The organism is Streptomyces sp. NPDC056224, from assembly GCF_042267665.1.
In the GTDB taxonomy this organism is placed as follows: domain Bacteria; phylum Actinomycetota; class Actinomycetes; order Streptomycetales; family Streptomycetaceae; genus Streptomyces.
Genome location: NZ_JBHJTK010000029.1, coordinates 59,451 through 83,714 on the forward strand (window position 1 = coordinate 59,451; position 24,264 = coordinate 83,714).

General features: G+C 73.5%; 21 protein-coding genes. 10 read left to right on the plus strand and 11 right to left on the minus strand.

The features are described from left to right. Positions 1 to 8 precede the first annotated feature (8 nt). Positions 9 to 1,082, plus strand: a complete 1,074-nt coding sequence (locus ACFCZ1_RS27350; protein ID WP_376680927.1) for a hypothetical protein — start codon at positions 9 to 11, stop codon at positions 1,080 to 1,082. 225 nt (positions 1,083 to 1,307) lie between these two features. Continuing rightward, positions 1,308 to 1,799: a DUF427 domain-containing protein gene (locus tag ACFCZ1_RS27355; RefSeq protein ID WP_376680928.1), complete on the plus strand. Its 492-nt coding sequence runs from the start codon at positions 1,308 to 1,310 to the stop codon at positions 1,797 to 1,799. Positions 1,800 to 1,869: 70 nt separating this feature from the next. On the opposite strand, the gene ACFCZ1_RS27360 is transcribed toward ACFCZ1_RS27355, so the two are convergent. Next, complete coding sequence (locus tag ACFCZ1_RS27360) at positions 1,870 to 2,373, minus strand: MarR family winged helix-turn-helix transcriptional regulator (RefSeq protein WP_376680929.1); 504 nt, start codon at positions 2,371 to 2,373, stop codon at positions 1,870 to 1,872. Positions 2,374 to 2,515: 142 nt separating this feature from the next. Here ACFCZ1_RS27360 and ACFCZ1_RS27365 point away from each other — a divergent pair, with 142 nt between their 5' ends. After that, complete coding sequence (locus ACFCZ1_RS27365) at positions 2,516 to 4,621, plus strand: MMPL family transporter (RefSeq protein ID WP_376680930.1); 2,106 nt, start codon at positions 2,516 to 2,518, stop codon at positions 4,619 to 4,621. A 68-nt stretch (positions 4,622 to 4,689) separates the two neighbouring features. On the opposite strand, the gene ACFCZ1_RS27370 is transcribed toward ACFCZ1_RS27365, so the two are convergent. The 3 genes from ACFCZ1_RS27370 to ACFCZ1_RS27380 are packed head-to-tail and all read right to left on the minus strand — an operon-like array spanning position 4,690 to position 7,617. After that, on the minus strand, positions 4,690 to 5,631 hold the full coding sequence (locus ACFCZ1_RS27370) for a 3-oxoacyl-ACP reductase (RefSeq protein WP_376680931.1): 942 nt from the start codon (positions 5,629 to 5,631) through the stop codon (positions 4,690 to 4,692). A 33-nt stretch (positions 5,632 to 5,664) separates the two neighbouring features. Beyond that, positions 5,665 to 6,741 (minus strand): Zn-dependent alcohol dehydrogenase, encoded by a 1,077-nt coding sequence (locus ACFCZ1_RS27375; protein ID WP_376680932.1) that lies wholly within the window; start codon positions 6,739 to 6,741, stop codon positions 5,665 to 5,667. Positions 6,742 to 6,762: 21 nt separating this feature from the next. Further along, a complete protein-coding gene (locus tag ACFCZ1_RS27380) occupies positions 6,763 to 7,617 on the minus strand; it encodes a MaoC/PaaZ C-terminal domain-containing protein (RefSeq protein WP_376680933.1) in 855 nt (284 codons plus the stop codon). A gap of 231 nt (positions 7,618 to 7,848) precedes the next feature. On the opposite strand from ACFCZ1_RS27380, the gene ACFCZ1_RS27385 reads away from it, so the two are divergent. Further along, positions 7,849 to 8,202 carry a DNA-binding response regulator gene (locus ACFCZ1_RS27385; protein WP_376680957.1) on the plus strand — a complete coding sequence of 118 codons (354 nt, stop codon included), beginning with the start codon at positions 7,849 to 7,851 and terminating at the stop codon, positions 8,200 to 8,202. A gap of 91 nt (positions 8,203 to 8,293) precedes the next feature. Here ACFCZ1_RS27385 and ACFCZ1_RS27390 read toward each other — a convergent pair whose 3' ends face one another. The 7 genes from ACFCZ1_RS27390 to ACFCZ1_RS27420 are packed head-to-tail and all read right to left on the minus strand — an operon-like array spanning position 8,294 to position 17,858. Next, entirely contained in the window at positions 8,294 to 9,481 is a 1,188-nt protein-coding gene (locus ACFCZ1_RS27390) for a lipid-transfer protein (protein WP_376680934.1), read from the minus strand. Between the two features lie 11 nt (positions 9,482 to 9,492). Then, complete coding sequence (locus tag ACFCZ1_RS27395) at positions 9,493 to 11,757, minus strand: acyl-CoA dehydrogenase (RefSeq protein WP_376680935.1); 2,265 nt, start codon at positions 11,755 to 11,757, stop codon at positions 9,493 to 9,495. Between the two features lie 38 nt (positions 11,758 to 11,795). Beyond that, positions 11,796 to 13,607 (minus strand): serine/threonine-protein kinase, encoded by a 1,812-nt coding sequence (locus tag ACFCZ1_RS27400; RefSeq protein WP_376680936.1) that lies wholly within the window; start codon positions 13,605 to 13,607, stop codon positions 11,796 to 11,798. Positions 13,608 to 13,656: 49 nt separating this feature from the next. Then, a complete protein-coding gene (locus ACFCZ1_RS27405; protein WP_376680937.1) occupies positions 13,657 to 15,273 on the minus strand; it encodes a serine/threonine-protein kinase in 1,617 nt (538 codons plus the stop codon). Beyond that, positions 15,273 to 16,787, minus strand: coding sequence for a serine/threonine-protein kinase (locus ACFCZ1_RS27410; RefSeq protein WP_376680938.1), 1,515 nt, complete (start codon positions 16,785 to 16,787; stop codon positions 15,273 to 15,275). The genes ACFCZ1_RS27405 and ACFCZ1_RS27410 overlap by 1 nt, the downstream gene beginning before the upstream one ends. 2 nt (positions 16,788 to 16,789) lie before the next feature. Continuing rightward, positions 16,790 to 17,050 (minus strand): DUF397 domain-containing protein, encoded by a 261-nt coding sequence (locus tag ACFCZ1_RS27415; protein WP_376680939.1) that lies wholly within the window; start codon positions 17,048 to 17,050, stop codon positions 16,790 to 16,792. Continuing rightward, positions 17,010 to 17,858, minus strand: a complete 849-nt coding sequence (locus ACFCZ1_RS27420) for a helix-turn-helix domain-containing protein (protein WP_376680940.1) — start codon at positions 17,856 to 17,858, stop codon at positions 17,010 to 17,012. The genes ACFCZ1_RS27415 and ACFCZ1_RS27420 overlap by 41 nt, the downstream gene beginning before the upstream one ends. 84 nt (positions 17,859 to 17,942) lie before the next feature. On the opposite strand from ACFCZ1_RS27420, the gene ACFCZ1_RS27425 reads away from it, so the two are divergent. The 6 genes from ACFCZ1_RS27425 (at position 17,943) to ACFCZ1_RS27450 (ending at position 24,189) form a co-directional block, all read left to right on the plus strand. Beyond that, positions 17,943 to 18,353, plus strand: a complete 411-nt coding sequence (locus tag ACFCZ1_RS27425; protein WP_376680941.1) for an ATP-binding protein — start codon at positions 17,943 to 17,945, stop codon at positions 18,351 to 18,353. A gap of 79 nt (positions 18,354 to 18,432) precedes the next feature. Continuing rightward, positions 18,433 to 19,206: a serine/threonine-protein kinase gene (locus ACFCZ1_RS27430; RefSeq protein WP_376680942.1), complete on the plus strand. Its 774-nt coding sequence runs from the start codon at positions 18,433 to 18,435 to the stop codon at positions 19,204 to 19,206. Positions 19,207 to 20,382: 1,176 nt separating this feature from the next. Beyond that, entirely contained in the window at positions 20,383 to 21,027 is a 645-nt protein-coding gene (locus ACFCZ1_RS27435; RefSeq protein ID WP_376680943.1) for a class I SAM-dependent methyltransferase, read from the plus strand. Positions 21,028 to 21,100: 73 nt separating this feature from the next. Then, entirely contained in the window at positions 21,101 to 22,090 is a 990-nt protein-coding gene (locus tag ACFCZ1_RS27440) for an N-acetylmuramoyl-L-alanine amidase (protein ID WP_376680944.1), read from the plus strand. Positions 22,091 to 22,238: 148 nt separating this feature from the next. Next, positions 22,239 to 23,066 carry a hypothetical protein gene (locus ACFCZ1_RS27445; protein WP_376680945.1) on the plus strand — a complete coding sequence of 276 codons (828 nt, stop codon included), beginning with the start codon at positions 22,239 to 22,241 and terminating at the stop codon, positions 23,064 to 23,066. 112 nt (positions 23,067 to 23,178) lie between these two features. Next, the gene (locus ACFCZ1_RS27450; RefSeq protein ID WP_376680946.1) at positions 23,179 to 24,189 is read left to right on the plus strand and encodes an LLM class F420-dependent oxidoreductase; all 1,011 of its coding nucleotides are present in this window, start codon (positions 23,179 to 23,181) and stop codon (positions 24,187 to 24,189) included. Positions 24,190 to 24,264 lie beyond the last annotated feature (75 nt).

A 24,264-nucleotide genomic window follows, 5' to 3' on the forward strand; every position in this document is an offset into this window, starting at 1 on the left:
ACGCACGGATGACTGTCTGTGCCATCGAAATGACGACCACGGCCCCGTTCACGATCGCCGCGGACGGGTCGTACGCCGCCCGGCTCGCAGGGGACGGCGAGGCGCTCTACGCGGAGCGCTGGACCCTGGCCGGGCCCGAGCCGTACGCGGTGCCGCTGCCGCTCGCGCAGCCCGAGGAGGCCGACACCGAGCTGCTGCCCCTGGCCGACGGGCGCGTGCTGATCCACCGGCGGGTGGCGGAGCGGCACGCTTTCGCGCTGCTGTACCCGACGGGCGCCGCGGCCGGGCCGCGCACCGGGGAGCTCCCGCTGGGCGCGGTGTGCGCGGAGGAAGGGGGGGACGTACGGGTCCGCCTGCTGCCCCCGTCCCCGGACGGCCGCGACGCCTTCGCCCTGGCCGTGACCGGCGCCGGGACCACGGTGTGGAGGGTGGCCGGTGGCGCCTTCGGGCCGGAGCAGGTCGCCCGGATCCCGGGCCGGTGCTCCGGCGGCGTCTGGCTGGACCGCGTGGGCCGGCTGCTGGCCCTGGACCACGAGCTGGACGGCACCACCAAGGCCGTCGCCGTGGACCTGGGGCGCGGCGGCGAGGTCTCCCCGCTGCTCCAGATCACCGAGGCGAGCGATGACCGGCTGCTGCTGGCCGACCCGGACAGCGGCCTGCTGCTGATCCGCTCCGACGCGCCGGGCGAACCGCGCCTGGGCTGGGGGGTGCTGGGCAGTTCGCTGCCGGTCCGCTTCCCGGAGTGTCTGCGGCTGGGGGACGCGCACCCCTTCGCCGTGCAGCCCGGCCAGGCGCTGATGCCGGAGACCAGCGGGGTGGCGCTGCGGCTGCCCGACGGCAGGATCGGGCTGTGGCGCCCCGCCGACCGGCAGGTCTTCCGGTTCGGGGCGCCCGCGGGCTGGCTCGGCGGTACCGGCCTGTGGAGTGCGCAGGGCCGCCTGCACCTCCCGTACGCGACCCCCGAAGTCCCCTGCGGGATCGTCGGGATGAGCCTGCCGCCCGCCCCTCCCCCGCCGGTCCGCCTGGATCCCGCCCCGCCGACGCCGACGCGCCCGATCCCCCTCCAGCAGGCGCCGCTGTAGGGGGCGGGCCGCACCCCGCAACGAGCCGCACCCCGCACCGCCCGGGCCGGGCCCGCGCAGGCCACGACTCCCCGGAAGCATCCGTTCGGGGCCTTCGCGCAGAAGAGTGGAGCAGAAGAGTGGACGAGAGCTCTCGCGCGGGAGGTTCAGGCGACCCCCCAGGGTCCGGGCGGTGAAGGTGGTGAAGGTGATGCAGATGGCGCCGACGGTGCAGGCGGTACGGCCATGAACGCGGCCGGCGGACGCCCCTCCGAATCGGTCTGGGACTACCCGCGCCCGCCCCGCGTCGAGCGCGACGACCGGCACGTCGTCGTGCACCTCGGCGACACGCTCGTCGCGGATTCGCGCCGGTGCCTGCGGGTCCTGGAGACGAGCCATCCTCCGGTGTTCTACATCCCGCGGGACGACACCTGCGTCGACCTGCTGACCCCCTCGCGGACGCACACCTGGTGCGAGTGGAAGGGAGAGGCGACGTACTGGGACTTCTCCCCGCCCGATCCGCAGGCACGGCGGGCCGCCATCGGCTGGAGCTACGAGAACCCCTCCCCCGGCTTCGCCCCGATCGCACGGCACCTCGCCTTCTACCCGGCCCGTGTCACCTCGTGCTCCGTCGACGGGGAACCCGTCGTCCCCCAGCCGGGCGACTTCTACGGAGGCTGGATCACCGGGGAGATCGAAGGCCCCTTCAAGGGCTCGCCGGGAACGCGCGGCTGGTGACTACGGGGTGGGGGGTGCGCAGTGCGCGGCGCCCGTATCGGAGGCCCCGGCGGCCCCGGGAGCCCGCCGGTCAGTCGCGGGCACCGCGCAGCAGGGTCAGCCGGTCGTTCATCGACGCCAGGAACCTGACGACGACGGACAGTTCGGCCTCGTCGAACTCGGCCCGGACGGCGTCGGTGGTGCGGGCGAGCGGCATGAAGTAGTCGCGCGCGACCTCCCGGCCCGCGGGCGCGTACTGCAGGTGCACCACGCGGCGGTCGTCCGGAGCCCGGGTACGGCGTACGTGTCCGGCTCGTTCGAGGCGGTCCAGGCAGGCGGTGACCGCACCCGAGGTGAGGTTGAGCTGCTCCCCCAGGCGCCCGGGCGTCATCGGCTGGACGGAGCCGTCGCTGCCGCTGTCCAGGAGGGCGATCAGTGCCTGGACGTCCGTGGTGTGCAGGCCGTGGGCCTGGGCGAACTCATGGGCCATGCGGTTGAACTCGCTGTTCATACGGCGCAGCAGCACGGCGAAGGCCTGCAGGTCCGTGGAGTCCTGGGGCGGAGCTGCGTGCACGTCTTCCTTCGGGCCTGCCATGCCTCAAGGATAGTATTTCTCGATCATTGAGATACTTTATGGTCGAGCGACATGCCGGGGCATGGCCGGAACCGGAACCGGAACCGGGACCGGCACCGGGACCGGCACCGTGGCCTGGCCACAGAACGGAATTGGGGAAGCAATGGGCATCACCGCACACCGACACGTCCGATGGCTGCTGCCCGTCGTCCTCGTCGTCGTCTGGCTCGCGGTCGGCGGCGCGCTCGGCTCCTACGCGGGGAAGCTGGGCGAGGTCTCCACCAACGACCGGGCGGCGTTCTTGCCGCGTAGCGCCGAGTCCACGGAAGTGGCCGCCGAGCAGAAGGCACTGCGCCAGTCGCAGACCCTCCCGGTCATCGCCGTCTGGACCGCCGACCGGGGCCCGGTCACACCCGGGCAGCAGGAGTCGGCCACCCGCGCACTGGCCGGCCTCCGGGGGAATCCGGGCGTGGTGGGCGTACCCTCGCCCGCCCTTCGCTCCGAGGACGGCACGGCGCTGCAGGGCGTCGTCCAGCTGGAGCCGGACCTCGGGGACGGTCTCGCCGCGACGCTGGACCGGATCCGCACCGCGACCGATTCCGTACCGGGCACGACCGCGCAGCTCACGGGACCGGCGGCCACCCAGGCCGACCTGAAGGAGGCTTTCGGCGGGATCGACGGCCTCCTGCTGGGCGTGGCGCTCGGTGCCGTGCTCGTGATCCTCCTGGCCGTCTACCGCAGCGTCCTGCTGCCGTTCGTGATCATTCTCGGCGCCGTCTTCTCGCTGGCGCTGGCATGCGCCGTCGTCTACTTCCTGGCCCGGCACGGCATCGTCCGGGTCGACGGACAGGTGCAGGGCATCCTCTCGATCCTGGTGATCGGGGCCTCCACCGACTACGCGCTCCTGTTCGCCGCCCGCTTCCGCGAGGAGGTCGCCGAACGGGACGACCGGTTCGCCGCGGCCCGCGCGGCCCTGCGGCGGTCCTTCGGCGCGATCACCGCCAGCGCCGCGACCGTCGCCCTCGCCCTTCTCGCGCTGCTCGCCAGCGATCTGACGAACAACCGCGCCCTGGGGCCGGTCGGGGCGATCGGGATCGTGTGCGCCGTGCTCAGCACGCTGACGTTCCTGCCCGCCGTGCTCGTCCTCCTGGGCCGGGCCGCCTACTGGCCGGCCCGGCCGAAGCCCACCGACGGCAAGTCCGGCGGGCACGAGATCTGGCGGCGCGTCGCCGCCCTCGTGGACCGTTCGCCGCGGCGCGTGTGGGTGTCCGCAGCCCTGCTGCTCACCCTCCTGGCCTGCTTCTCGCCCATGCTGTCCCCCAAGGGCGTACCGCTGGACGAGATCTTCGTCAACGAAGCGCCGTCCGTGACCGCCCAGCGGACCCTGAGCGAGCACTTCCCGGGCGGATCGGGCAACCCGGCCGTCATCGTGGCCGGCGCGGGTGCGGCCGAGGAGGTCAGGACCGCCGCGGAGGCGACGGAGGGGGTGGCCGCGGCCACCGTGCGCGGCGGACCGGCGACCGGGGCCGAACCGGGCACCGGGCGGGTGCAGATCGACGCCACCCTCGAAGACGCCGCGGACAGCGACGCCGCGAAGGAGACGGTCGAACGGCTGCGCACCGCGGTGCACGCGGTACCGGGGGCAGAAGCCCTGGTGGGCGGCTACACCGCCCAGCAGTACGACACCCAGCAGACCGCGCGGCAGGACCGGGACCTGATCGTGCCCGTCGTACTGGCGATCATCCTGGCCATCCTCGTCCTGCTCCTGCGCTCGGTCCTCATCCCCCTGTTGCTGGTGGCGACGGTGGCGCTGAACTACCTGGCCACGCTGGGAGTCTCCGCACTGGTCTTCCGGCACGCGTTCGGATTCAGCGGCACCGACGCGTCCGTGCCGCTGTACGGGTTCGTCTTCCTCGTCGCCCTGGGCGTGGACTACAACATCTTCCTCATGTCCCGGGTGCGTGAGGAGTCCTTGCTGCACGGCCCCCGGGAGGGCGTCCTGCGCGGGCTGACGGCGACGGGCGGGGTGATCACCTCGGCGGGCGTGGTGCTGGCCGCGACCTTCGCCGCGCTGATCGTCATCCCGCTCGCGTTCCTCGCACAGATCGCCTTCATCGTGGCCTTCGGCGTCCTCCTGGACACCCTCCTCGTCCGGTCCCTGCTCGTCCCCGCCCTGGTGCTGGACATCGGGCCGCGCGCCTGGTGGCCCAGCTCGCTGGCGCGGCACGGGGCGGCTGCGGCGCGGGACCGCGGCCGCTCCGTCACCTGAGGCCTTCGGGTGCCGCGACCGGGTGGACCCTGCCGGTCACGGCACCGGTCACGGCACCGGTCACGGCGCTAGCCGTGCTTGAGGCCCAGGACCTCCGTCGCGGCGAAGGTCTCGTTCGCCGGGCGGGAGTCGTAGTGCGGGGTCAGGACCTCGTCGAGCTCCTCGTAGGAGAAGGCCTCCTTGGTCGTGTCGAACTTCGCCGCCACCCGCGGGCGTTCCATCACGACCACGATCCCGCCGTGCACGACGAACAGCTGCCCGTTGGCCTTCGCGGCGGCCGGGGAGGCCAGGTAGCCGACGAGCGGGGAGACGTGCTCGGGGGCGAGGGCGTCCAGCTTGCCCTCCTCCGGGACCTGGAAGCCGGCGAAGACGTCCTCGGTCATCCGGGTGCGGGCGCGCGGGCAGATGGCGTTGGCCGTCACCCCGTACTTGGCGAGGGCGAGGGCGGTGGAGGTGGTCAGGCCCACGATGCCGCCCTTGGCCGCCGCGTAGTTCGGCTGGCCGGCCGAGCCGCCGAGGAAGGCTTCGGAGGAGGTGTTGACGATCCGGCCGTAGACCGGGCCGCCCGCCGCCTTCGAACGCTCGCGCCAGTGCACGGACGCGAAGTGCGTGGTGTTGAAGTGGCCCTTGAGGTGGACCCGGATCACCGAGTCCCACTCCTCCTCGGACATCGAGAAGACCATCCGGTCACGCAGGATGCCCGCGTTGTTGACCAGGACGTCGAGCTTGCCGAAACGGCTCACCGCCAGGCCGACCAGCTCGCGCGCCTGCTCGAAGTCGGCCACGTCACCGAGGTGCGCCACCGCCTCGCCGCCCGCGGCGCGGATCTCCGCGGCCACCTCCTCCGCCGGGGCGGCCGAGGCCTCCCCGGAGCCGTCCCGGCCGGGCTGCCCGAAGTCGTTGACGACCACGCTCGCGCCGAGCCGTGCGAGCTCGATCGCCTCGGCCCGGCCGAGGCCCCGGCCCGCGCCCGTGACGATGGCGCAGAGCCCCTCAAGTGGCAGTGACATCCGTACGGTTCCTCTCGCAGATCTCGGAGCGGGTCAGAGTTCGATGCAGGTGCGCAGGGCCACGCCCGTGCGCATCTGGTCGAGGGCGTCGTTGATCTCGGCGAGCTGCACCCGGTGCGTGATCAGGCCCGCCAGGTCCACCCGGCCGGCCCGCCACAGCGCGATGGTGCGCTCGTAGGAGCGGAGCACGTCCCCGCCGCCGTACATCGACGGCAGGATCTTCTTCTCGTCGAAGAAGAGCGAGAACATGTCGATCTGGAAGTTGTCGTCCATGGCGCCGGCGCCGACGATGACCACGCTGCCGCCGCGCCGGGTCATCTTGTACGCGGTCTGCGCGGTGGCGGACTTGCCGACGACCTCGAAGACGTAGTCGAAGCCCTCGCCGCCGGTGATCCGGTTCTTGGCGTCGTCGAAGGCCTCCGGGGCGACCGCCTCGGTGGCGCCGAACCGCAGGGCGGCCTCGCGCCGCGACTCCACCGGGTCGATGGCGATGATCTGCGCCGCGCCCTGGACCTTGGCGCCCTGGATGACGGATATGCCGACGCCGCCGCAGCCGATGACGGCGACCGAGGACCCGGCCTCCACCCTGGCGGTGTTGACGGCCGCGCCGAGGCCGGTGGTGACGCCGCAGCCGATGAGCGCGGCGATGTCGAAGGGCACGTCGTCGGGGATCGGGACGGCGCACTTGGCGTCGACCACGAGTTCCTCGGCGAAGGTGCCGGTGGCGGCGAACCCGAAGATGTCGCCGCCCGCGCGGCGGAAGTTGGGGGTGCCCGCGTTGACCAGGCTCTCCAGGCACAGGTGGCCCTGGCCGCGCTTGCAGGACGCACAGTGGCCGCACGGCGGCAGCCAGCAGACGAGCACGCGGTCGCCGGTCTTGTGGCTGGTGACCCCGTCGCCGACGTCGCAGATCACTCCGGAGCCCTCGTGGCCCGGGACGAAGGGGGCGGGCTGCGGCAGGACGCCGCTCATCGCGGAGAGGTCCGAGTGGCACAGGCCCGTGGCCTTGATCCGGATCTTCACCTTGCCGGGGCCGAGGCCCACGGCCTCCATGTCGTCGACCACTTCGAGCTTGTCCTGGCCGATCTCGCTCTGCAGTGCTGCGCGCACGGTGCGGCTCCTTCTGTGGATTTACGCGTGTTCGACGACGGTGTCGGCGAGGACCGGCGCGTCGTCCCGTTCGACGGCGGTCACCGACGCCAGGACGCGGCCGGGCTCCTGCCACATGCGGATGCGCAGCGTCTCGCCGGGGAAGACGATCCCGGCGAAGCGCGTGCGGTAGGCGCGGACCCGGGACACGTCCCCGCCGAGGGCCGTGTCGACGACGGCCTTGAGGGTCATCCCGTACGAGCACAGGCCGTGCAGGATCGGCTTGTCGAAGCCGGCCGTCTTGGCGAACTCGGGGTCGGCGTGCAGGGGGTTCCAGTCACCGGAGAGCCGGTAGAGGAGCGCCTGCTCCTCGCGGATGTGCCGCTCCTCGGTGCGGTCGGGCGCGCGCTCGGGCAGTTCCTCCCTGACGGAGGGCCCGCGCTCGCCGCCGAATCCGCCCTCTCCCCGGACGAAGATCTGGGCGTCGCTGGTCCACAGCGGCCCGTCGGCGTCCGCGACCTCGGAGCGCAGCACGATCACGGCCGCCTTGCCCTTGTCGTAGACGGCCGCGACCTTGGAGCTGGAGGTGGCCCGGCCCTTGACGGGGATGGGACGGTGCAGCTCGATGGAGTGGCCGCCGTGCAGGACGGCGGCGAGGTCGACGTCGATCCCGGGCGCGGCGAGGCCGCCCAGCATGGCCATGCCGGCGCCTGCGACGGTCGCGAAGCTGGGCAGGACGTGGAGCTTGGACTCCAGGGTGTAGCGCAGCTCGTCGGGGTCGGTGGCGGGGAGGCCGGCGCCGAGGCCGAGGTGGTAGAGCTGGATGTCCTTGTGGTCCCAGCCGATGTCCCCCCGGCGGGGGTCGGCGGCGAGGGCCTTGGCGGCATCGATCGGCATGAGGATGCTGCTCCCTGTCGTTGAAGAGCCGGGCCGTGGAAGACCTCGGTGCGTCCGTCCGCACCGTCGGCCGCACCGAGGTCGTATGCGGGACCGGCTGGTTCTAGAACGCGTTCTAGGTCCGGCCGGTGAGGGCATGTATAACGCACGCCCCGACAGTTGGGAAGACTCACGGAGGACTGTCGGGAGGCCTCCTGACTCCATGTCAGATAGGCTTTCCCGGTGGACGAGATGCCCGTGGAACACCGCCAGGCCCGTGCGCTGCGCGTCCTGCTGGATCCCCCGAACCCGGCCCTGGCGCTCCAGCTCGGCCTCCAGCCGGACATCGAGGTCGTACGGGACGCGCTGGCGCGGCCCGCGGTGGCTCTGGTCGAGGAGGCCCGCTCCGTGGCCGCGCTGCTGGCGGAGGATCCGGAGTGCCGGGTGCTGGTCCTGACGGGGTCGGCCCACCCGGGGCTGCTGCCCGCGGTCCTCGCGGCGGGCGCGGCCGGGCTGGTCCTGCGCGACGGCCCGGTCGAGGACCTGGCCGCCGCGATCCGCCGCGCCTCGACGGGCGAAACGGTGATCGACCCGGCCCTCGCCTGACCGGTGCGCGCAGCCTGCCCCGTGTTCAGCCCGGCCGGCGTTTGAGGCGCGGGGTCTGGGGCGGCGCCCCGGCAACGGCTCCGCAGACCCACTACCTCCGCAGCAGCGTCACCACCGCCGCGCCGCCGAGGCCGATGTTGTGCGCCAGGCCGACCCGGGCCCCCGGGACCTGGCGGGGGCCCGCCTCGCCGCGGAGCTGCCAGACCAGCTCGGCCGCCTGCGCGAGTCCGGTCGCGCCCAGCGGGTGGCCCTTCGAGATCAGGCCCCCGGAGGGGTTGACCACCCAGCGCCCGCCGTACGTGGTCGCGCCGGACTCCACCAGCTTCCCGGCGGCCCCGTCCTCGCACATGCCCAGCGCCTCGTACGTCAGCAGCTCGTTCACCGAGAAGCAGTCGTGCAGCTCGATCACGTCGACGTCCTCGATGCCGAGCCCGGACGCCTCGTACACCTGCCGCCCCGCCGCCGCCGTCATCGGCTTGCCGACCACGTCGATGCACGAGCCCGACGAGAAGGACGCCTCCGTGTCCGTCGTCATCGACTGGGCGACGATCTCCACCGCCTTGCCGTGCAGCCCGTGCAGCACCACGAACCGCTCCGAGACGACGAGGGCCGCCGCCGCGCCGTCCGACGTCGGCGAGCACTGCAGCTTCGTCAGCGGCGAGTGGATCTCCTTCGCCGCCAGGATCTCGTCCACCGAGTACACGTCCTGGAACTGTGCGTTCGGGTTGTTCGCCGAGTGCCGGTGGTTCTTCGCGCCGACCGCCGCCAGCTGCGCGGCCGTGGTCCCGTACCGCTCCATGTGCTCCCGCGCCGCGTTCCCGAAGATCTGCGCGGTCGGCGGGGACATCTCGAAGCCGTGCCCGGCGGCCATGATCCCGTAGTGCCGGGCGACCGGCGACGTCTTGAAGTCTCCCCCGTCGGCCCCGCCCCCCAGCGCGCCGCGCTTCATCTTCTCGAAGCCCAGCGCCAGCACGCAGTCGCTGATGCCGCCCTCCACGAACTGCCGCGCCATCATCAGCGCCGTCGAGCCCGTCGCGCAGTTGTTGTTCACGTTGTAGACGGGGACGCCGCTCAGCCCCAGCTCGTACACGGCCCGCTGCCCCGCCGTGGAGGCCTGGAAGCAGTACCCCACCGGTACTTGCTCCACCAGGTCGTACCCCACCCCCGCGTCGGCCAGCGCCGCGGACCCGGCCTCCTTCGCCATGTCCCAGTACTGCCAGTCCCTCGACTCCGGCTTCTCGAACTTCGTCATGCCGACGCCCACGATGTACGACTTCATTGCGCTGACTCCTAGTCCCTGGGAAGGCCGAGGATCCGCTCGGCGACGACGTTGAGCTGGACCTGCGTGGTGCCCCCGGCGATGGTCAGGCAGCGGGACATGAGCATCCCGTGCACCGCCCGCTCGCCCGCCCCCTCCCGCACCGCGCCCGCCGGTCCCAGCAGTTCGAGGGTGAGCTCGGCGGTCCGCTGCTGGTGAGGGGTCTGGACGAGTTTGCGTACGGAAGCGCCCGCGCCCGCCTCCAGCCCCGACACCTGCTGGAGCGTGGTGCGCAGCCCGATGCAGGCCAGGGCGTGCGCCTCGGCGGCCAGCGCGCCGATCCGCGCCCTGTACGTCCCGTCGAGGTCGGCGGAGCGGGCGAGGAGCGCCTCCAGGCCACTGTCGAAGCTCATCAGGCCGGCCATGTGGACCCGCTCGTTGCCCAGGGTGTTCCGGGCGACCTTCCACCCGCCGTCGGCGGCGCCGACCAGCGCGTCCGCCGGGAGCAGCGCGTCGTCGAACCAGACCTCGTTGAAGAGGGCCTCCCCGGTGATCTCCTTCAGCGGCCGGACGTCGATGCCGGGGGTGGCGCGCATGTCGACGACGAAGTAGCCGAGCCCCTTGTGCTTGGGCGCGTCCGGGTCGGTGCGGGCCAGCAGGATCCCGTAGTCGGCGCTGTGCGCGGAACTCGTCCACACCTTCTGTCCGTTGACCCTCCAGGAGCCGTCCGCGGTCCGCTCGGCCCTGGTCCGCAGCGAGGCCAGGTCGGAGCCCGCGCCCGGCTCGGAGAACAGCTGGCACCAGGTGACGTCCCCGCGCAGGGTCGGCAGGACGTAGGCCTCCCGCTGCGCGTCCGTCCCGTAGGCGATCAGCGAGGGCACCACCCAGGTGGCGATGGAGAGGTCGGCGATCCTGACCCCGGCGGCCCGCAGCTCCTGCTGCACGACGAGCTGCTCGACGGGCCCGGCGCCGAGGCCGTACGGGGGCGGGAGGTACGGGGCGGCGTAGCCGGTGGGGGCCAGGATCCGGCGAGCGGCCACCGGGTCGAGCCCGCGCGCGTCCTCGATGGCGGTGCGGGCCTTCGCGCGGTAGGTCTCGGCCCCGGCCGGGAGTTCGAGGCGCAGCTCCCGGCGCGCGCCCGCCGCCGCGAGCCGTACGGCCCGTAACCGGTGCCCGTCCCCGGGCCCCAGCAACTGGCGGGCGACCAGGGCCCGGCGCAGGTGGATGTGGGCGTCGTGCTCCCAGGTGAAGCCGATCCCCCCGAGCACCTGGATGCAGTCCTTGGCGCACGTGTAGGCGGCGTCGAGCGCGCTCCCGGCCGCGAGGGCGGCGACCAGGGCGCGCACCTCCGGCGCCTCGTCCATGGCCTGGGCCGCGTCCCAGGCCAGCGCCCGGGCCTGCTCCAGGCGCACCAGCATGTCCGCGCACAGGTGCTTGACGGCCTGGAACTGCCCGATGGGCCGGCCGAACTGCTCGCGCACCTTCGCGTACTCGACGGCCGTGTGCAGCGCCCAGGCCGCGGTGCCGCAGGCGTCGGCGGCGAAGAGCGTGCAGGCCAGGTCGCGGACCAGGGTCGCGTCCAGCTCCAGCAGCCGGCCGGGCGGGGCCGTGACCCCCCGCGCCCGCACCTCGGCGGTGGGGCGGGTCGGGTCGGCGCTCTCGTGCGTACGGATGTCCAGCGCGGCAGCGTCCACGGCGAACCAGCGGGTGCCCCGTGACTCCGACTCGCCGCCGGGAGCGCCCTTTGCCGGACTCACAGGTCCGTACGTGCTCGAAAAGCACTCGTTCCTCGCACTTTCCTCCGCGCGTTCGGACCTGTTCCCCCGGCGCGCCCCCGGCGGCTGGGGCGCGGCTTCGGCGGCGAGCAGGACGAGGTCGGCCTCGCCCGCGCCGAGCACCGGGGGCGCGAGCCCGTCGAGCAGGTGCCCGCCGCCCTCGACGGCGACGGCGGTCACGGTCCCCGGGCCGAGCGCGACGGCCCCGACCCGGCCCGCGAGGGGCTCCGCCCCGGCCCGGTCCAGCAGTACGGAGGCCAGCGCGCTCGGCAGGAAGGCCCCGGGCAGAGCGGCCCGCGCGGCCTCCTCCAGCACCACGGCGAGGTCGAGCAGGGTGCCGCCCTCCAGGTGCGGCTCCAGCAGCCCCTGAGCGGTCATCGCGTCCCAGTAGGCGGGCCGCACCCCCGTCTGCGGCGGGGTGTCGAGCAGCTTTCGCACCTCCTCGGGGGGCACGGCCCGCGCCACCCACCCGCGCACCGCCTCGGCCAGCTCCCGGTGCTCTTGCGTGATTCCGATGCCCATGCGCGGCAGACTAGAACACGTTCCAATCTGACGGAAGGTCAGATTACCGTGTTCTTCGGCTGTGATCTTCGGCCTTGTTCTTCGGCGGTGCCGGATCGGCGGGTGGCGGCCTTGAGTGCGGCCCGGGCGACCTCCTTCGCCTTCGCCTCGCAGTCGCCCTTGGGGTACGGCTTCGCGCGGAGGCCCACCCAGACGGAGAGATTGCCCTCGCGCACGGCGAGGGCACAGGTCCAGTCGGCACGGGAGGAGTCCCAGTAGGCCTCGGTGCCGAACCCGAGGCGGGACGCCTCGCGCTGACCGGCCGCCGCCGCGCGGAAATGCTCCCGCTGCGTACCCGCGTTGGCCTCCGCGTCCCTGCCGAGGCTCAGGTCCCACCGAACCAGCGCGACCGGCGACGCGGCGGTACCGAGACCGTCCAAGTTCCAGTTGCAGCTCACCTGCACGCCCGTGACGGTCTCGGACCGGGCGTCGTGGGCCGGCGTCAAGAACGTGAGCGGCACCTTCCTGTTGGCGTCCTGGCAGCTCGGGACGGCCGTGTAGGAGACGGGAGCCACGGCCCGTTCCCGTACGTACAACGCCACCCCTGTCCCGGCGACGACGAGGAGACCGGCCGCCGCCAGGGCCGCGATCCGGCGCGGGCCCCGCCACGGGCTGCTTTCCAGCCTCCCCTGGGGGCCCCTCCCCGGGGGTCCCCCCGGACGGAGTTCGGCGGAGGTGGCCGGGGGAGCTTGCGGCGTGGGGGGCCGGGGGCCGGCCCCCGGCAGCGGCGCCGCAGGGGCATCCGCAGGGACGCTCGGGGCGTGCAGGGTCCGCGGGAGGCGAGGCGGGGCCGCCTCCGTGTCCACCGTCACCGGATCCTGCCGAGGTTCGGGGGCGGGGGCCGGGACGGGGGCCGGGACGGGCGGCTCCGACGAACCGGCCGGGCGGCGGCCGTCGCCGTCACCCTGGCCGCGGCCGTCCAGCAGCCGGTCGATGTCCGCCCGTTGCGCGGCGATCATTCCGTACACGACGGCAGGCCACTGGCGGCCCGCCGGAGCCACCGGGCCGATCAGCTCGCGCAACCGCGCCGGGGTCGGCCGGGCGGCCGGGTCCTTGGCCAGGCAGCTCGCGACGACCTCGCGCAGTCCCGCCGGAACGGCGCTCAGGTCGGGCTCGGCGTGCACCACGTCGTAGAGCGTCCGGAGGGTGGAGGATCCGGCGAACGGGCTGCGGCCGGTCGCCGCCATCGCCAGCACCGAGCCGAGCGAGAACACGTCACTGGCCGGTGTGAGCGGTTTGCCCTCGGCCTGCTCGGGCGACATGTACGCGGGCGAGCCGACGACCCAGCCGGTCCGCGTCAGCTCGGTGTCCCCCTCGGCCCCCGGCTCCGTCGCCCGCGCGATGCCCAGGTCGATGACCCGCACGCCGTCCTCGGCGAGCAGCACGTTGGCGGGCTTGAGGTCCCGGTGCACCAGCCCCGCGCGGTGGATCTCCGCCAGGGCCGACGCCAACCCCGCCGCGAGGCGCCGTACGACGTCCTCCGACAGCACCCCGACCTTCTCGACGACGGCGCCCATGGACGGCCCGGCCACGAACACCGAGGCGAGCCAGGGTGTCGGGGCGTCCGCGTCGGCGTCGATCACCGCCGCCGTGTAGGCGCCGGACACCCTGCGCGAGGCGGTGACCTCACGCCGGAACCGGGCCCGGAAGCTCTCGTCGTCGGCGTAGTGCGCGAGCACCTGCTTGACGGCGACGAGCCGCCCGTCCGGTCCGGCCGCCAGCAGCACGCGCCCCATGCCGCCCTGCCCCAGTACGCCGAGCACGTCGAACGGTCCCACGTGCTTCGGTCCCGAGGGCCCCAGCTCTTCCATACCGCCCCGCCCTCCCCCGATACGGGGAAGGATCATACCGAGAGGGCCCTCACGAAGGTCGTGAATGCGACAGGGCGTCGGCGCGGGCGGGGCCGTCGGGGTCCGTGGAGTTCAGCGGGGGTGCCGCCGCCAGCGCGGCCCGGGCGATCTCCTTGGCCTCGGCCTCGCAGGCCGCGGCGGGATGCTGCGGACCGCCGAGGGCCACCCGCACCAGGAGGTTGCCGTCGCTCACGGCCAGCGAACAGGTCTCCGCGGTCATCGGAGTCAACCAGGAGGCCCCGTCACCCACCCCCAGACCGGTCTCGGGCCGCCCGCTGCCCAGGTTGAACCGCGTGCGCCTCGTCCCGCTGCCCAGCTCGCGGCCGCTGCGCTCCACGGACCAGCTGACGGACGCGTGCGGCTTCGGCTCCTCCTCGCCGGCGAACGCATCGAAGGCCGCCACCCAGTTGCAGGCCACGTACGACTTCACGGGCGAATCGTTGTCGCCGGCCTGGCGCATCTCCTGCTGCGGCAGCGGCAGCTTCCCGGCCGCCTCCGAGCAGAGCGGCACGCTCAGGTACCGGTCCGCTTCGGCCGACGGCGGCTCCTCCAGCGCGCGCAACCCGTACGTCACCCCGGCCCAGGCCGCCACGAGGACGCCCGCGGCCAGCAGCAGGTTCCGCGGGCGCAGCCGTCGGCCGCGCGGTGCGTGGGCCCGCTCCGGGCGGACCGCCGCCGCGGTCGCGGTCGCCGCGTCCGGGTCCACGTCCGGGCCCCCGAGCGCGCGGGCCGCGCCATCCGGGTCCCGGAGCAGCCCGTCGATCTCCTCCTGCTGGGCGGCGGCCATCCGCTCGACCTCGGGCGGCCACCGCGTGCCGTCGGCCGCGCCGGTCAGGCCCAGGATCTCGGCGGGGGACGGCCGGGCCGCCGGGTCCTTGGCCAGGCACCGGGTGACGAGCTCGCGCAGACCCGGCGGGAGGCCGAGCAGGTCGGGTTCGGTGTGCACGACGTTGTACAGGGTCAGCGCCACCGTCGCCGCTGCGAAGGGGCTGCGGCCCGTCGCGGCCAGCACCAGGACCGACCCGAGGGAGAACACGTCGCTCGCCGGGGTCAGTTCACCGCCCTCGGCCTGCTCGGGCGACATGAACGCGGGCGAGCCGATCACCGTGCCGGCCCGCGTCAGCTCGGTGACCTCGCCGGGCCGGGCCACCCGCGCGATGCCGAAGTCGATCACCCGTACCCCGTCCCGGGCCAGCAGCACGTTGTCGGGCTTGAGGTCCCGGTGCACCAGCCCCGCCCGGTGGATCTCCGCGAGGGCCGTCGCCAGCCCGGCGGCGAGCCTCCGTACGGTCTCCTCGGGCAGCGCCCCGGCGCGCTCCACCGCGGCTCCCAGCGAGGGCCCGGCCACGAACACCGAGGCCAGCCACGGCGTGTCCGCGTCGGCGTCGGCATCCAGGACCGCGGCCGTGAAGGCACCGGACACCTTCCGCGAGGCGGCGACCTCGCGCCGGAACCGGACCCGGAAGCCGTCGTCGTCGGCGAGCCGGGCGTGCACCTGCTTGACGGCGACGAGCCGCCCGTCCGGTGCCGCGCCGAGCAACACGCGGCCCATACCGCCCCGGCCGAGCTCGACGAGCAACCGGTACGGTCCCGCCGTGACCGGATCGGACTCCTTGAGCGGTCTCATCAGCTCCCCACCGACTCCACGACCGAGGCTGCGAGCTCCCGCGTGACGGCCTCACACTTGCCGGTCGGGTAGCGGGGGCCCGTCACCGAGACGTGGAGCGTCATGTTGACGTCCCGCACGTACAGCCGGCAGTTCGGAAACCTGTCGTCCTTGGGAGGCGGCTGCCACAGCCCCTCGTCGGCGAACCCGAGGTCGATGTCACGCCGGGTCTTGCCGGGGTCGTTGAAGACCTCGAGGTGATGCTTCGCCTGCTCGGCGCCGGTGCCCTCGTTCTTCCCGGTCGAGAAGACATGCCACTCCGCTTCGATCTCGTCACCGGTCCGGTTGGTCCAGGTGCAGCGGGCATAGGCCGAGCCGTACTTCTCGACCGGCCCGAACCCGCTCGGTTGGTCGAAACCGGACGGCACGCGCACCTTGTCCCGGACCTGTTCACAGGACGGGGGCATCGCCGGGTACTTGTCCTGCTTCTGCGCCAGCCCTGTCGACCGGACATCCGATATGAATTCGCGGTAGGTGTCCACGAGGTACGGCCGCCCCACGGTCAGCCCGGCCACGGCCACGACGCCCGCTGCGGCAACCGCCACGATCAACGGCCGGGGCCACCGGCGACGCCACCAGGGTGCCGCCCCGTCGTCGGTCCGGGGAGCCGTGGCCCCGTTGACCGCGCCGGCCGTCACGTCCACCTGCTCGTGGATCAGCATGTTCACCGCCTCCGGCCACGGCCGCGCCGACGGCGTCAGCCCGCCGACCCTGCTCAGCAGCTCGCGCGGGGTCGGCCGGTCGGCCGGGTCCTTGGCCAGGCACCACGCGATGACCTCGCGCAGGCGAGGCGGTACCTCGCTCAGGTCCGGTTCGGCGTGCACGACCTCGTGCAGGATGCGCGGTACCGAGCTCCCGGCGAACGGTGGTTTGCCCGTACAGGCCATGACGAGGGTCGCGCCGAGCGAGAACACGTCGCTGGCCGGGGTGAGTTCCTGCCCCAGGACCTGCTCGGGCGACATGAACGAGGGCGACCCGATGAGCGAGCCGTCGTGCGTGATCCGCGTCTGGTCCCCCACCGCCCGCACGATGCCGAAGTCGATGACCCGTACGCCGTCCTCGGCGAGCAGCACGTTGGACGGCTTGAGGTCACGATGGATCAGCCCCGCCCGGTGTACGTCGATCAGGGCGTGCGCGAGCCCGGCGGCCAGCCGGCGCACCGCCTCCTCGGGCAGCGGCCCGGCGGCGTCCACGGCCCGGCTCAGCGAGGGCCCCGGCACGAACTGCGAGGCGAGCCACGGAATCTCGGCATCGGGGTCGGCGTCGATCACGGCCGCGGTGTAGCCACCTGCCACCCGCCGCGAGGCGTCCACCTCGCGGCGGAACCTCGCCCGGAACCCCTCGTCCTCGGCCAGCTCGGCGTGCACCTGCTTGACCGCGACGAACCGCCCGTCCGGCGCCACCCCCAGCACCACCCGGCCCATGCCGCCCTGGCCGAGTACGGTGACCGTCCGGAACGGCCCTATGTACTCCACCCCTAGAGGGCGCCGACGAACGCAGCGAAGGCGGCGGGGCTGACGGTGAAGGCGGGGCCGTCGGGGTTCTTGGAGTCCCGGACGGCAATCAGGCAGGGCTGCGCGGCGACCTCGACGCAATCGCCGCCGGTGGTACCGCTGTACGAAGCCTTGCGCCAGACGGCGGCGCCGAGCGGGGCGCACTCGACGCAATCGCCGCCGGTGTCGGAGCTGAATGAGGACTTACGCCACTTCGCGCCCGTCAGGTCCTGGCTGGTATCCATAACGCTCCTCCATTACGCGGGCGATCAGCGCCGCCGATTCCTCCACGGAGAGCGCAGCGGCCTGCAAGTGATCGTATCGGAGCGAACCCTCCCTGAGGGCCTGTGGATTGGCCGTCATGTGGCCCTGGACGAAGTCCTCGGTGTAGACGAGGTCTGGGTCGTCATCGAACCGCAGGAGGTTGAACGAGCCCGGCAGTCCGGCATGTGCGCCCGCCTCGAACGGCAGGATCTGCACCTGCACCCACTCCCGCCCCCGCAGGTCCAACAAGCGGGCGAGTTGGTTCCGCATGACCTCCCGGCCGCCGATCTCCTGGTGCAGGACGGCCTCGCTCAGCACCACCCAGATCAGCGGCGGGTTTTCGCGGTCCATGATGCGCTGCCGTTCCATTCGAGCCGCCACCCTGGCGTCGAGGCGCTCACCGTTCCGCACTCCCAGTACGGCACGCGCGTACTCCTCCGTCTGCAACAGCCCGTAGACCAGCTGCGACTGGAATGTGGAGATGTACTCGGCCTTCGCCTCCATCTCCGCGTACGCCTGGAACCAGTGCGGCAGCTGGCTCCGCAGCACCAGCCCCACCAGCCGGGAGAACACCCCGCCCGTCCCCAGCGCCGCGTCCACCCGCTCCGAGAAGTCCCGGGTCGGCACCTTCCGCGCCGTCTCGATCTGCCCGATCAGCGAGGCCGTGCAGAAGACGATGCCGCCCAGTGCCCCCTGTTTCAGGCCCGCGTCCTCTCTCAGGCGGCGCAGTTCCGAGCCGTAGTAGTCCAGCGGCGAGGCGCTGGGATCCAGATCGCGGATGTTGACCATGAGGCGGTCACCCCCAAGTCCACGCCGTGCGGCGTTCGTTTCGGTCCGTAGCCGAGCGTAACCACACCACCGCACTCTGGTGACATGAATCACGCAACTGACCTCTCCCCCACGGAGATCGGTGACAGCTACCGCATGGACTTCACCGTCGGTGCGCATTCGGCGCGGCACATGCGGCGCGTGCTGCGGGTGCTGCTGGCGAGCTGGGGTCACGGCGGGCTGGCCCACGCCGCCGAGCTGGCGCTGACCGAGCTGGTCGCCAACGTCGTACGCCACGTCCCGGGCCGGGACTGCTCGGTGCTGATCCGGTGCCGGCGGGCGGGGGTGCGGGTGGAGGTGTCCGACGGCTGCTCCTCCCCGCCCCGGGTGACGCGGGACCGCGGGGAACTCGCCGAGGGCGGCCGGGGGCTGCTCCTGGTCGAGGCCGTCACCGACCGCTGGGGCACGACGCCACTGTCCACCGGCAAGACGGTGTGGTTCGAGTGCGACGCGTAGCGCGCTGAGCCCCGGCTCCCCGCACTCGGCGATAATGATCTGCCGAGCGGGCGATCATGCGGTGACGGGGGCCGGAAGCGTGCGGGAACTGATCGAAGGCCGTTATTCGCTGGAGGAGTTGCTCGGCCAGGGCGGCTTCGGCGAGGTGTGGCGGGCCGAGGACAGCCGGGTGGGCCGCCAGGTGGCCGTCAAGATCGGATACCCGCAGACACCCGAGGAGACCCGCCGGTTCGAGCGGGAGGCCAGCCTGGCCGGGAACCTCGCTCATCCCAACATCGCCACCGTCCACGACTTCGGGCGTACCGAGCGGGCCGGGCGCAGTGCCGTCTTCCTCGTCATGGAGCTGCTCCAGGGCCGCAGCCTGGCCGAGGTCCTGGAGGCCGGCGTACCGCCGCTCGCGGACGCCCTGGAGTGGGCCGCGCGGATCGCGGACGCGCTCGGGGCCGCCCACGACGCCGGAATCGTCCACCGGGACATCAAGCCGGCCAACGTGATGGTCACCGGGAGCGGGGTGACGAAGGTCCTCGACTTCGGCATCGCCAAGGCCCGGGGCGGACCCGGTACGGAGCTCACGGCCACCGGCATGATCATCGGCTCCTTCCCGTACATGGCACCCGAGCGGTGGACCGGCGGGGCGAACGGCGTGCATGGACGGCCGGGTCGACCTGTACGCCCTGGGCTGCGTCCTCATGGAGCTGCTGACCGGCGTCCGCCCCTTCCCCGCCCGGGAGATGCACGAGCTGCTCGCCCAGCACCTCACGACGCAGCCGCCCGCGCCCAGCTCCGTACGCGCGGGGCTGCCGGCCGCCCTGGACGCCCTCGTGCTCGGCCTGCTCGCCAAGGACCCCGGTGAACGCCCCGCGAGTGCGGGCGAGGTGTCCCGCCGGCTGGCGGAGGTCGCCCGGGGCGGGGCGGCCGCCTCCGGCAGGGCCGCCGCCGCGCCCGTGACCGTGACCGCGCCCGTGACCGCCCCGGCGACCCCCTTCCCGCCTCCGCCGTCCTACTCCCCCACCGTGCACACCGAGGCCGGCGATCCGGTCCGCACCATGCTGGCGCGCAGGCTGGCACAGCTGCTGGAGGACGCCCCGGCCGACGTCGTGGAACGGCTCGGCATGCTCACCGCCGACCTGGCCGAGGAGCTCGGCGCGCACGACCCGCTCACGATGCGCGCCGCGTACCACCACGCGATGCGCGTGCGCGGGCGGTCCGGTACGGAGCTGGAGCGCATCCTGCCCCGCATGGTGCGGGTCCTGGGCCTGGAACACCCGGACACCGTCACCGCGCGGGCCACGTACGTCGGCGAGGCCGCGGCCTTCGGGCCCGGCGACGGCCACCGGCACGAGGAGGAGCTGCGGGAGGTCATCGAGCAGGCGACAAGGGTGTTCGGCACGCACGCCACGGTCACGCTGACCGCCCGCTACCACCTGGCCTCGGCCATGCACCGGGGCACCCGTGACCGCGACGGCCAGTGGGACGCGCGCACCCGGGAGCGGGCGGAGAGCGAGCGCGCCTGGCTGGGGCCGCTGCTGCCCGACCTGGAATGGGCGCTCGGCGCCGACAGCCCCGTCCTGCTGGACGTACGGCGCCGGCTGGCGCACGACGCCTGGCTGCTCGGTGACTTCGCCGCCGCCGCGCCCCTGTACTGGCGGCTCTTCCCGGACCTCGCCGAACTCGCGGAGCACGGCGATCCGGAGGTGGCCCACCGCGTGCTGCGCAGCATCGGCGAGGCGGGCGATCCCGCGGCCGCGCTGGCGCACATGAACCTGCTGCTGCACCGGCTCCCGTTCCTCTCCGGCAGCCAGTGGCTGGCCCAGGAGGTGTCCGACACCCGGGCCGACTTCCGGCGGGCGCTGCGCGAGCAGCGCAGGGCCGACGGGGGCGGCGGGGGCGGCGGCCTGTCCCGGCTGTTCGGCCGCTGAGCAGGCGGCAGCGCACGCACGCCGACCGCGACGGATCACGGGACCCGCCATGGACCGCTACCCGGCGGTAAGGCAGCATGGGCCGCCCAGTCGCAGCTCAGGAGGAACCCATGGCCGCCACCCCCAAGCCGGAGACCCTCGCCGCCTTCGAGGCAGCCAAGGGGTTCATGCCCGTACGGGAGGGGCTCGCCCTGTACGAGGCCGCCGCCGCTGCCGGGGCGCTCGGGCTGCCGCTGCTGGAGGTCGGGACCTACTGCGGCCGCTCGACGATCCTGCTGGCCGACGCGGCCCGCGAGGCCGGCGTCAGCGCGATCACCGTCGACCACCACCGGGGCAGCGAGGAGCAGCAGCCCGGCTGGGAGTACCACGACCCGACGGTCGTGGACCCGGAGATCGGCCTGATGGACACCCTGCCCACCTTCCGCCGCACCCTCCACCGGGCCGGGCTGGAGGACCAGGTGATCGCGATCGTGGGCCGCTCCCCGCAGGTCGCCGCCACCTGGGGCGGCCCGCTCGGCCTCGTCTTCATCGACGGCGGCCACACCGACGAGCACGCCACCGGCGACTACGAGGGCTGGGCCCCGCACGTCGCCCCGGGCGGCACGCTCGTCATCCACGACGTGTTCCCGGATCCGGCCGACGGCGGCCAGGCCCCGTACCGGATCTACCTGCGCGCCCTCGCCTCGGGCGCCTTCGAGGAGGTCTCGGTCACGGACTCCCTGCGCGTGCTGCGCCGCGTCGGGTCCGGCATCTGACCGACAATCGCACCACGCCCCCGGACGGCTCACGGTACGACCCCTCCGGGGGCCCTCGGTCTAGCATCGCCGCGTGCGCAACGACGACAGCCCCCCGCCTCCCGAAGCCGCGGCGCCGGCCGGGCCGGACCACCGGTCCTGGTTCACGCGCCGCTCCACCCTCGCCGTCGCGGTCGCCGCGCTGGCGCCGACCGCCCTGGCCGGCTGGGTCCTGACCCAGGTGCTGACCGGGGCCGGACCGGACGGCCGCGACGCGAAGCCGGTGGCCGCGCCGAGCGCCGCCCCGGCCACCCCGGCCACCCCGGCCACCCCGGCACCTTCCCCCGCCACGCCCTCCGTCAAGCCCTCCGCCGCGCCCTCCGCCGCGCCCGCCGCGGCGCCCGCCAAGGGCCCGCTCACCGGCCGGACCGTCGTCATCGACCCCGGCCACAACACGGGCAACTTCAAGCACACCGACGAGATCGGCCAGCAGGTGGACATCGGCACGGGCCGCAAGGAGTGCGACACCACCGGCACCACCACCAACTCCGGTTACATGGAGGCGGAGTTCACCCTCGACGTCTCCCTGCGCCTGCGGACCGCCCTGGAAGCCCAGGGCGCGAAGGTGGTGCTCACCCACGTGGCCGACCGCTCCTGGGGCCCCTGCATCAACGAGCGGGCCCGCATCGGCAACGAGGCCGGGGCCGATGCCGTCGTATCCGTCCACGCCGACGGCGTGTCCGCGGGAAACCGCGGCTTCCACATCATCCTCCCCGCCAAGGTCAAGGGCGGCGCCGCCGACACCGCGGCGATCGTCGAACCCTCCCGGCAGCTCGGCGAGCGGATCGCCGGCAACTTCGCCCGGACCACCGGATCGGCCCCCGCCAACTACCTGGGCGGCGGAACCGGCTTGGTCGTCCGCGACGATCTCGGCGGACTGAACCTGTCAACCCGGCCCAAGGTGTTCATCGAATGCGGCAACATGCGTGACGCCAAGGACGCGGCGCAGCTGACGAGTCCGGAGTGGCGGCAGAAGGCGGCCCAGGGCATCGCGGACGGCATCGTGGGGTTTCTCGGGGGGTAGTTCACGGGGAGTCCCGTCGGGACTGCTCGCAGCCCCGATCCTCTCGGCCGCGGGAGACCTCCGTACCATGGTGCCGCCCGCCCGCTCCAGGCAAGCTCTGCGACCGCGGCACCACGAGACGACCGAGACCGAGAAGGACACCTAAGACGTGAACATCCGCTCCCTCACTCGAGGCGACGGCGTGGTGATCGGAGCAGCGGCGCTGCTGTTCATCGCCTCGTTCCTCGATTTCTACTCCACCACCGGTGGCGACCTGCCGAGCGCGTGGGACACCGACGCCTACCGCCTGGTGCTCCCCAGCGTCTTCCTGATCGGCTTCATCGCCGCCGGCCTGCTGATCGCAGGCCGCTTCCAGCCCGAGACCCGCAAGGTCCTGGGCCTTCCGCTGGCCGCGTGGGGCACCGTCCTCGCCGTCTCGGCCGCCTGGTCCGCGCTGTGGGCCCTGATCACCTGCCCGAGCACGATCGACCTCGGCGCGGGCGCCATCCTCGCCTTCCTCGCCACCCTGGCCCTGGCCGGCGTGGCCGTGGCCGGCGCGAAGGTCCCGGCACTGGCCGGACAGCTGATGCCGGAGCCGAAGCCCGCCGCCGCCCCGCCGTACGGCGGCCAGCCCCAGCCGGGCGCCGGGTACGGCTACCCGGGCGCCCAGCAGCAGCCGTACGGCACCACCCCGCAGCCGGTCCCGCCGTACGGCGGCACGCCCACCCCGGCCCCGGCCCCGGCCCCGCAGGACGCCGCCCAGCACACCCCGGCGCCGACGCCCGCGCCCGCGGGCGACTTCACCCCGTTCTGGTTCGCCGTACCGGTGGCCCGCCCCCTCTTCGCCGAGGACGGCTCCCCCACCCCGATCGCCGAACTCGCCCCGGGTACCTGGTACCTGGCCGTCGAGCAGCGCGGCGCCGCCACCCTGGTCGCGCAGACCCAGGACGGCCGCCGCGGCGTCCTGAACGACACCTCGGGCATCCAGCGCGGCTGATCCCGCTTCCGCGCAGCCGACGGCTCCCCGCCCTTCCGGGCGGGGAGCCGTTGTCCTACAGTCTGCTGACGCATCGTCAGAAATGATGCCCGGCATCGCGGAGGTACCGTACATGCGCCTCGGACTCGCACTCGGCTACTGGGGCCGCGGCCCCGGCCCGGACCACCTCGCCCTCGCCACCGAGGCGGAGGACCTCGGCTACGACTCGGTGTGGACCGCGGAGGCCTGGGGCTCGGACGCCTTCACCCCGCTCACCTGGATCGCCGCGCACACCTCACGGATCCGGCTGGGCACGGCCATCGCGCAGATGGCCGCGCGCACCCCCACCGCCACCGCGATGCACGCCCTGACCCTGGACCACCTCTCCGGTGGCCGGATGATGCTGGGCCTGGGCCTGTCCGGACCACAGGTGGTCGAGGGCTGGTACGGACGCCCCTTCCCCGCGAGCCCGCTGACCGCGACCCGCGAGTACGTCGACGTCATCCGGCAGGTGCTGCGCCGCGAGGGCCCGGTCGCGCTGGACGGCCGCTTCCACCAGCACCCCTACCGGGGCGGGGACGGCACCGGCACCGGCAAGCCGCTGAAGCCCATCACCCACCCGCTGCGCGCCGACCTGCCGGTCCTGCTGGGCGCCGAAGGACCGAAGAACATCGCCCAGACGACGCGGATCGCGGACGGCTGGCTCCCCTTGTACTGGTCGCCGACCCGCACCGACGTCTACCGGGCCTCGCTGTCCGAGCTCCCCGACGGGTTCATGATCGCGCCGATGGCCCGGGCCAGGGTCTGCGACGACGTCACCGAGGGGCTGCTCCCGGTCAAGGCGATGCTCGGCTTCTACATCGGCGGCATGGGCCACGCGGCCCGCAACTTCCACGCCGACCTGATGGCGCGGATGGGGTACGAGGAGGAGGCCCGCCGCATCCAGGAGCTGTTCCTCGCCGGGCGCAGGGAGGAGGCCGTCCTCGCCGTCCCGGACGCGTTCGCCGACGAGATCTCGCTGATCGGCCCCCGTGAGCGGATCGCCGAACGCCTGGAGCTGTGGCGCAAGGGCCCGGTCACCGACCTGCTCCTCACGGCCCCGGACCCGCACACCCTGCGCGTCCTGGCGGAGCTCAACAGCTGACCGGACAAACGCATGTGACAGGGGCTGACCGAAAGTGGATGATTATCGCCGCTGCTCGTCCTGCCTGAAGGAACC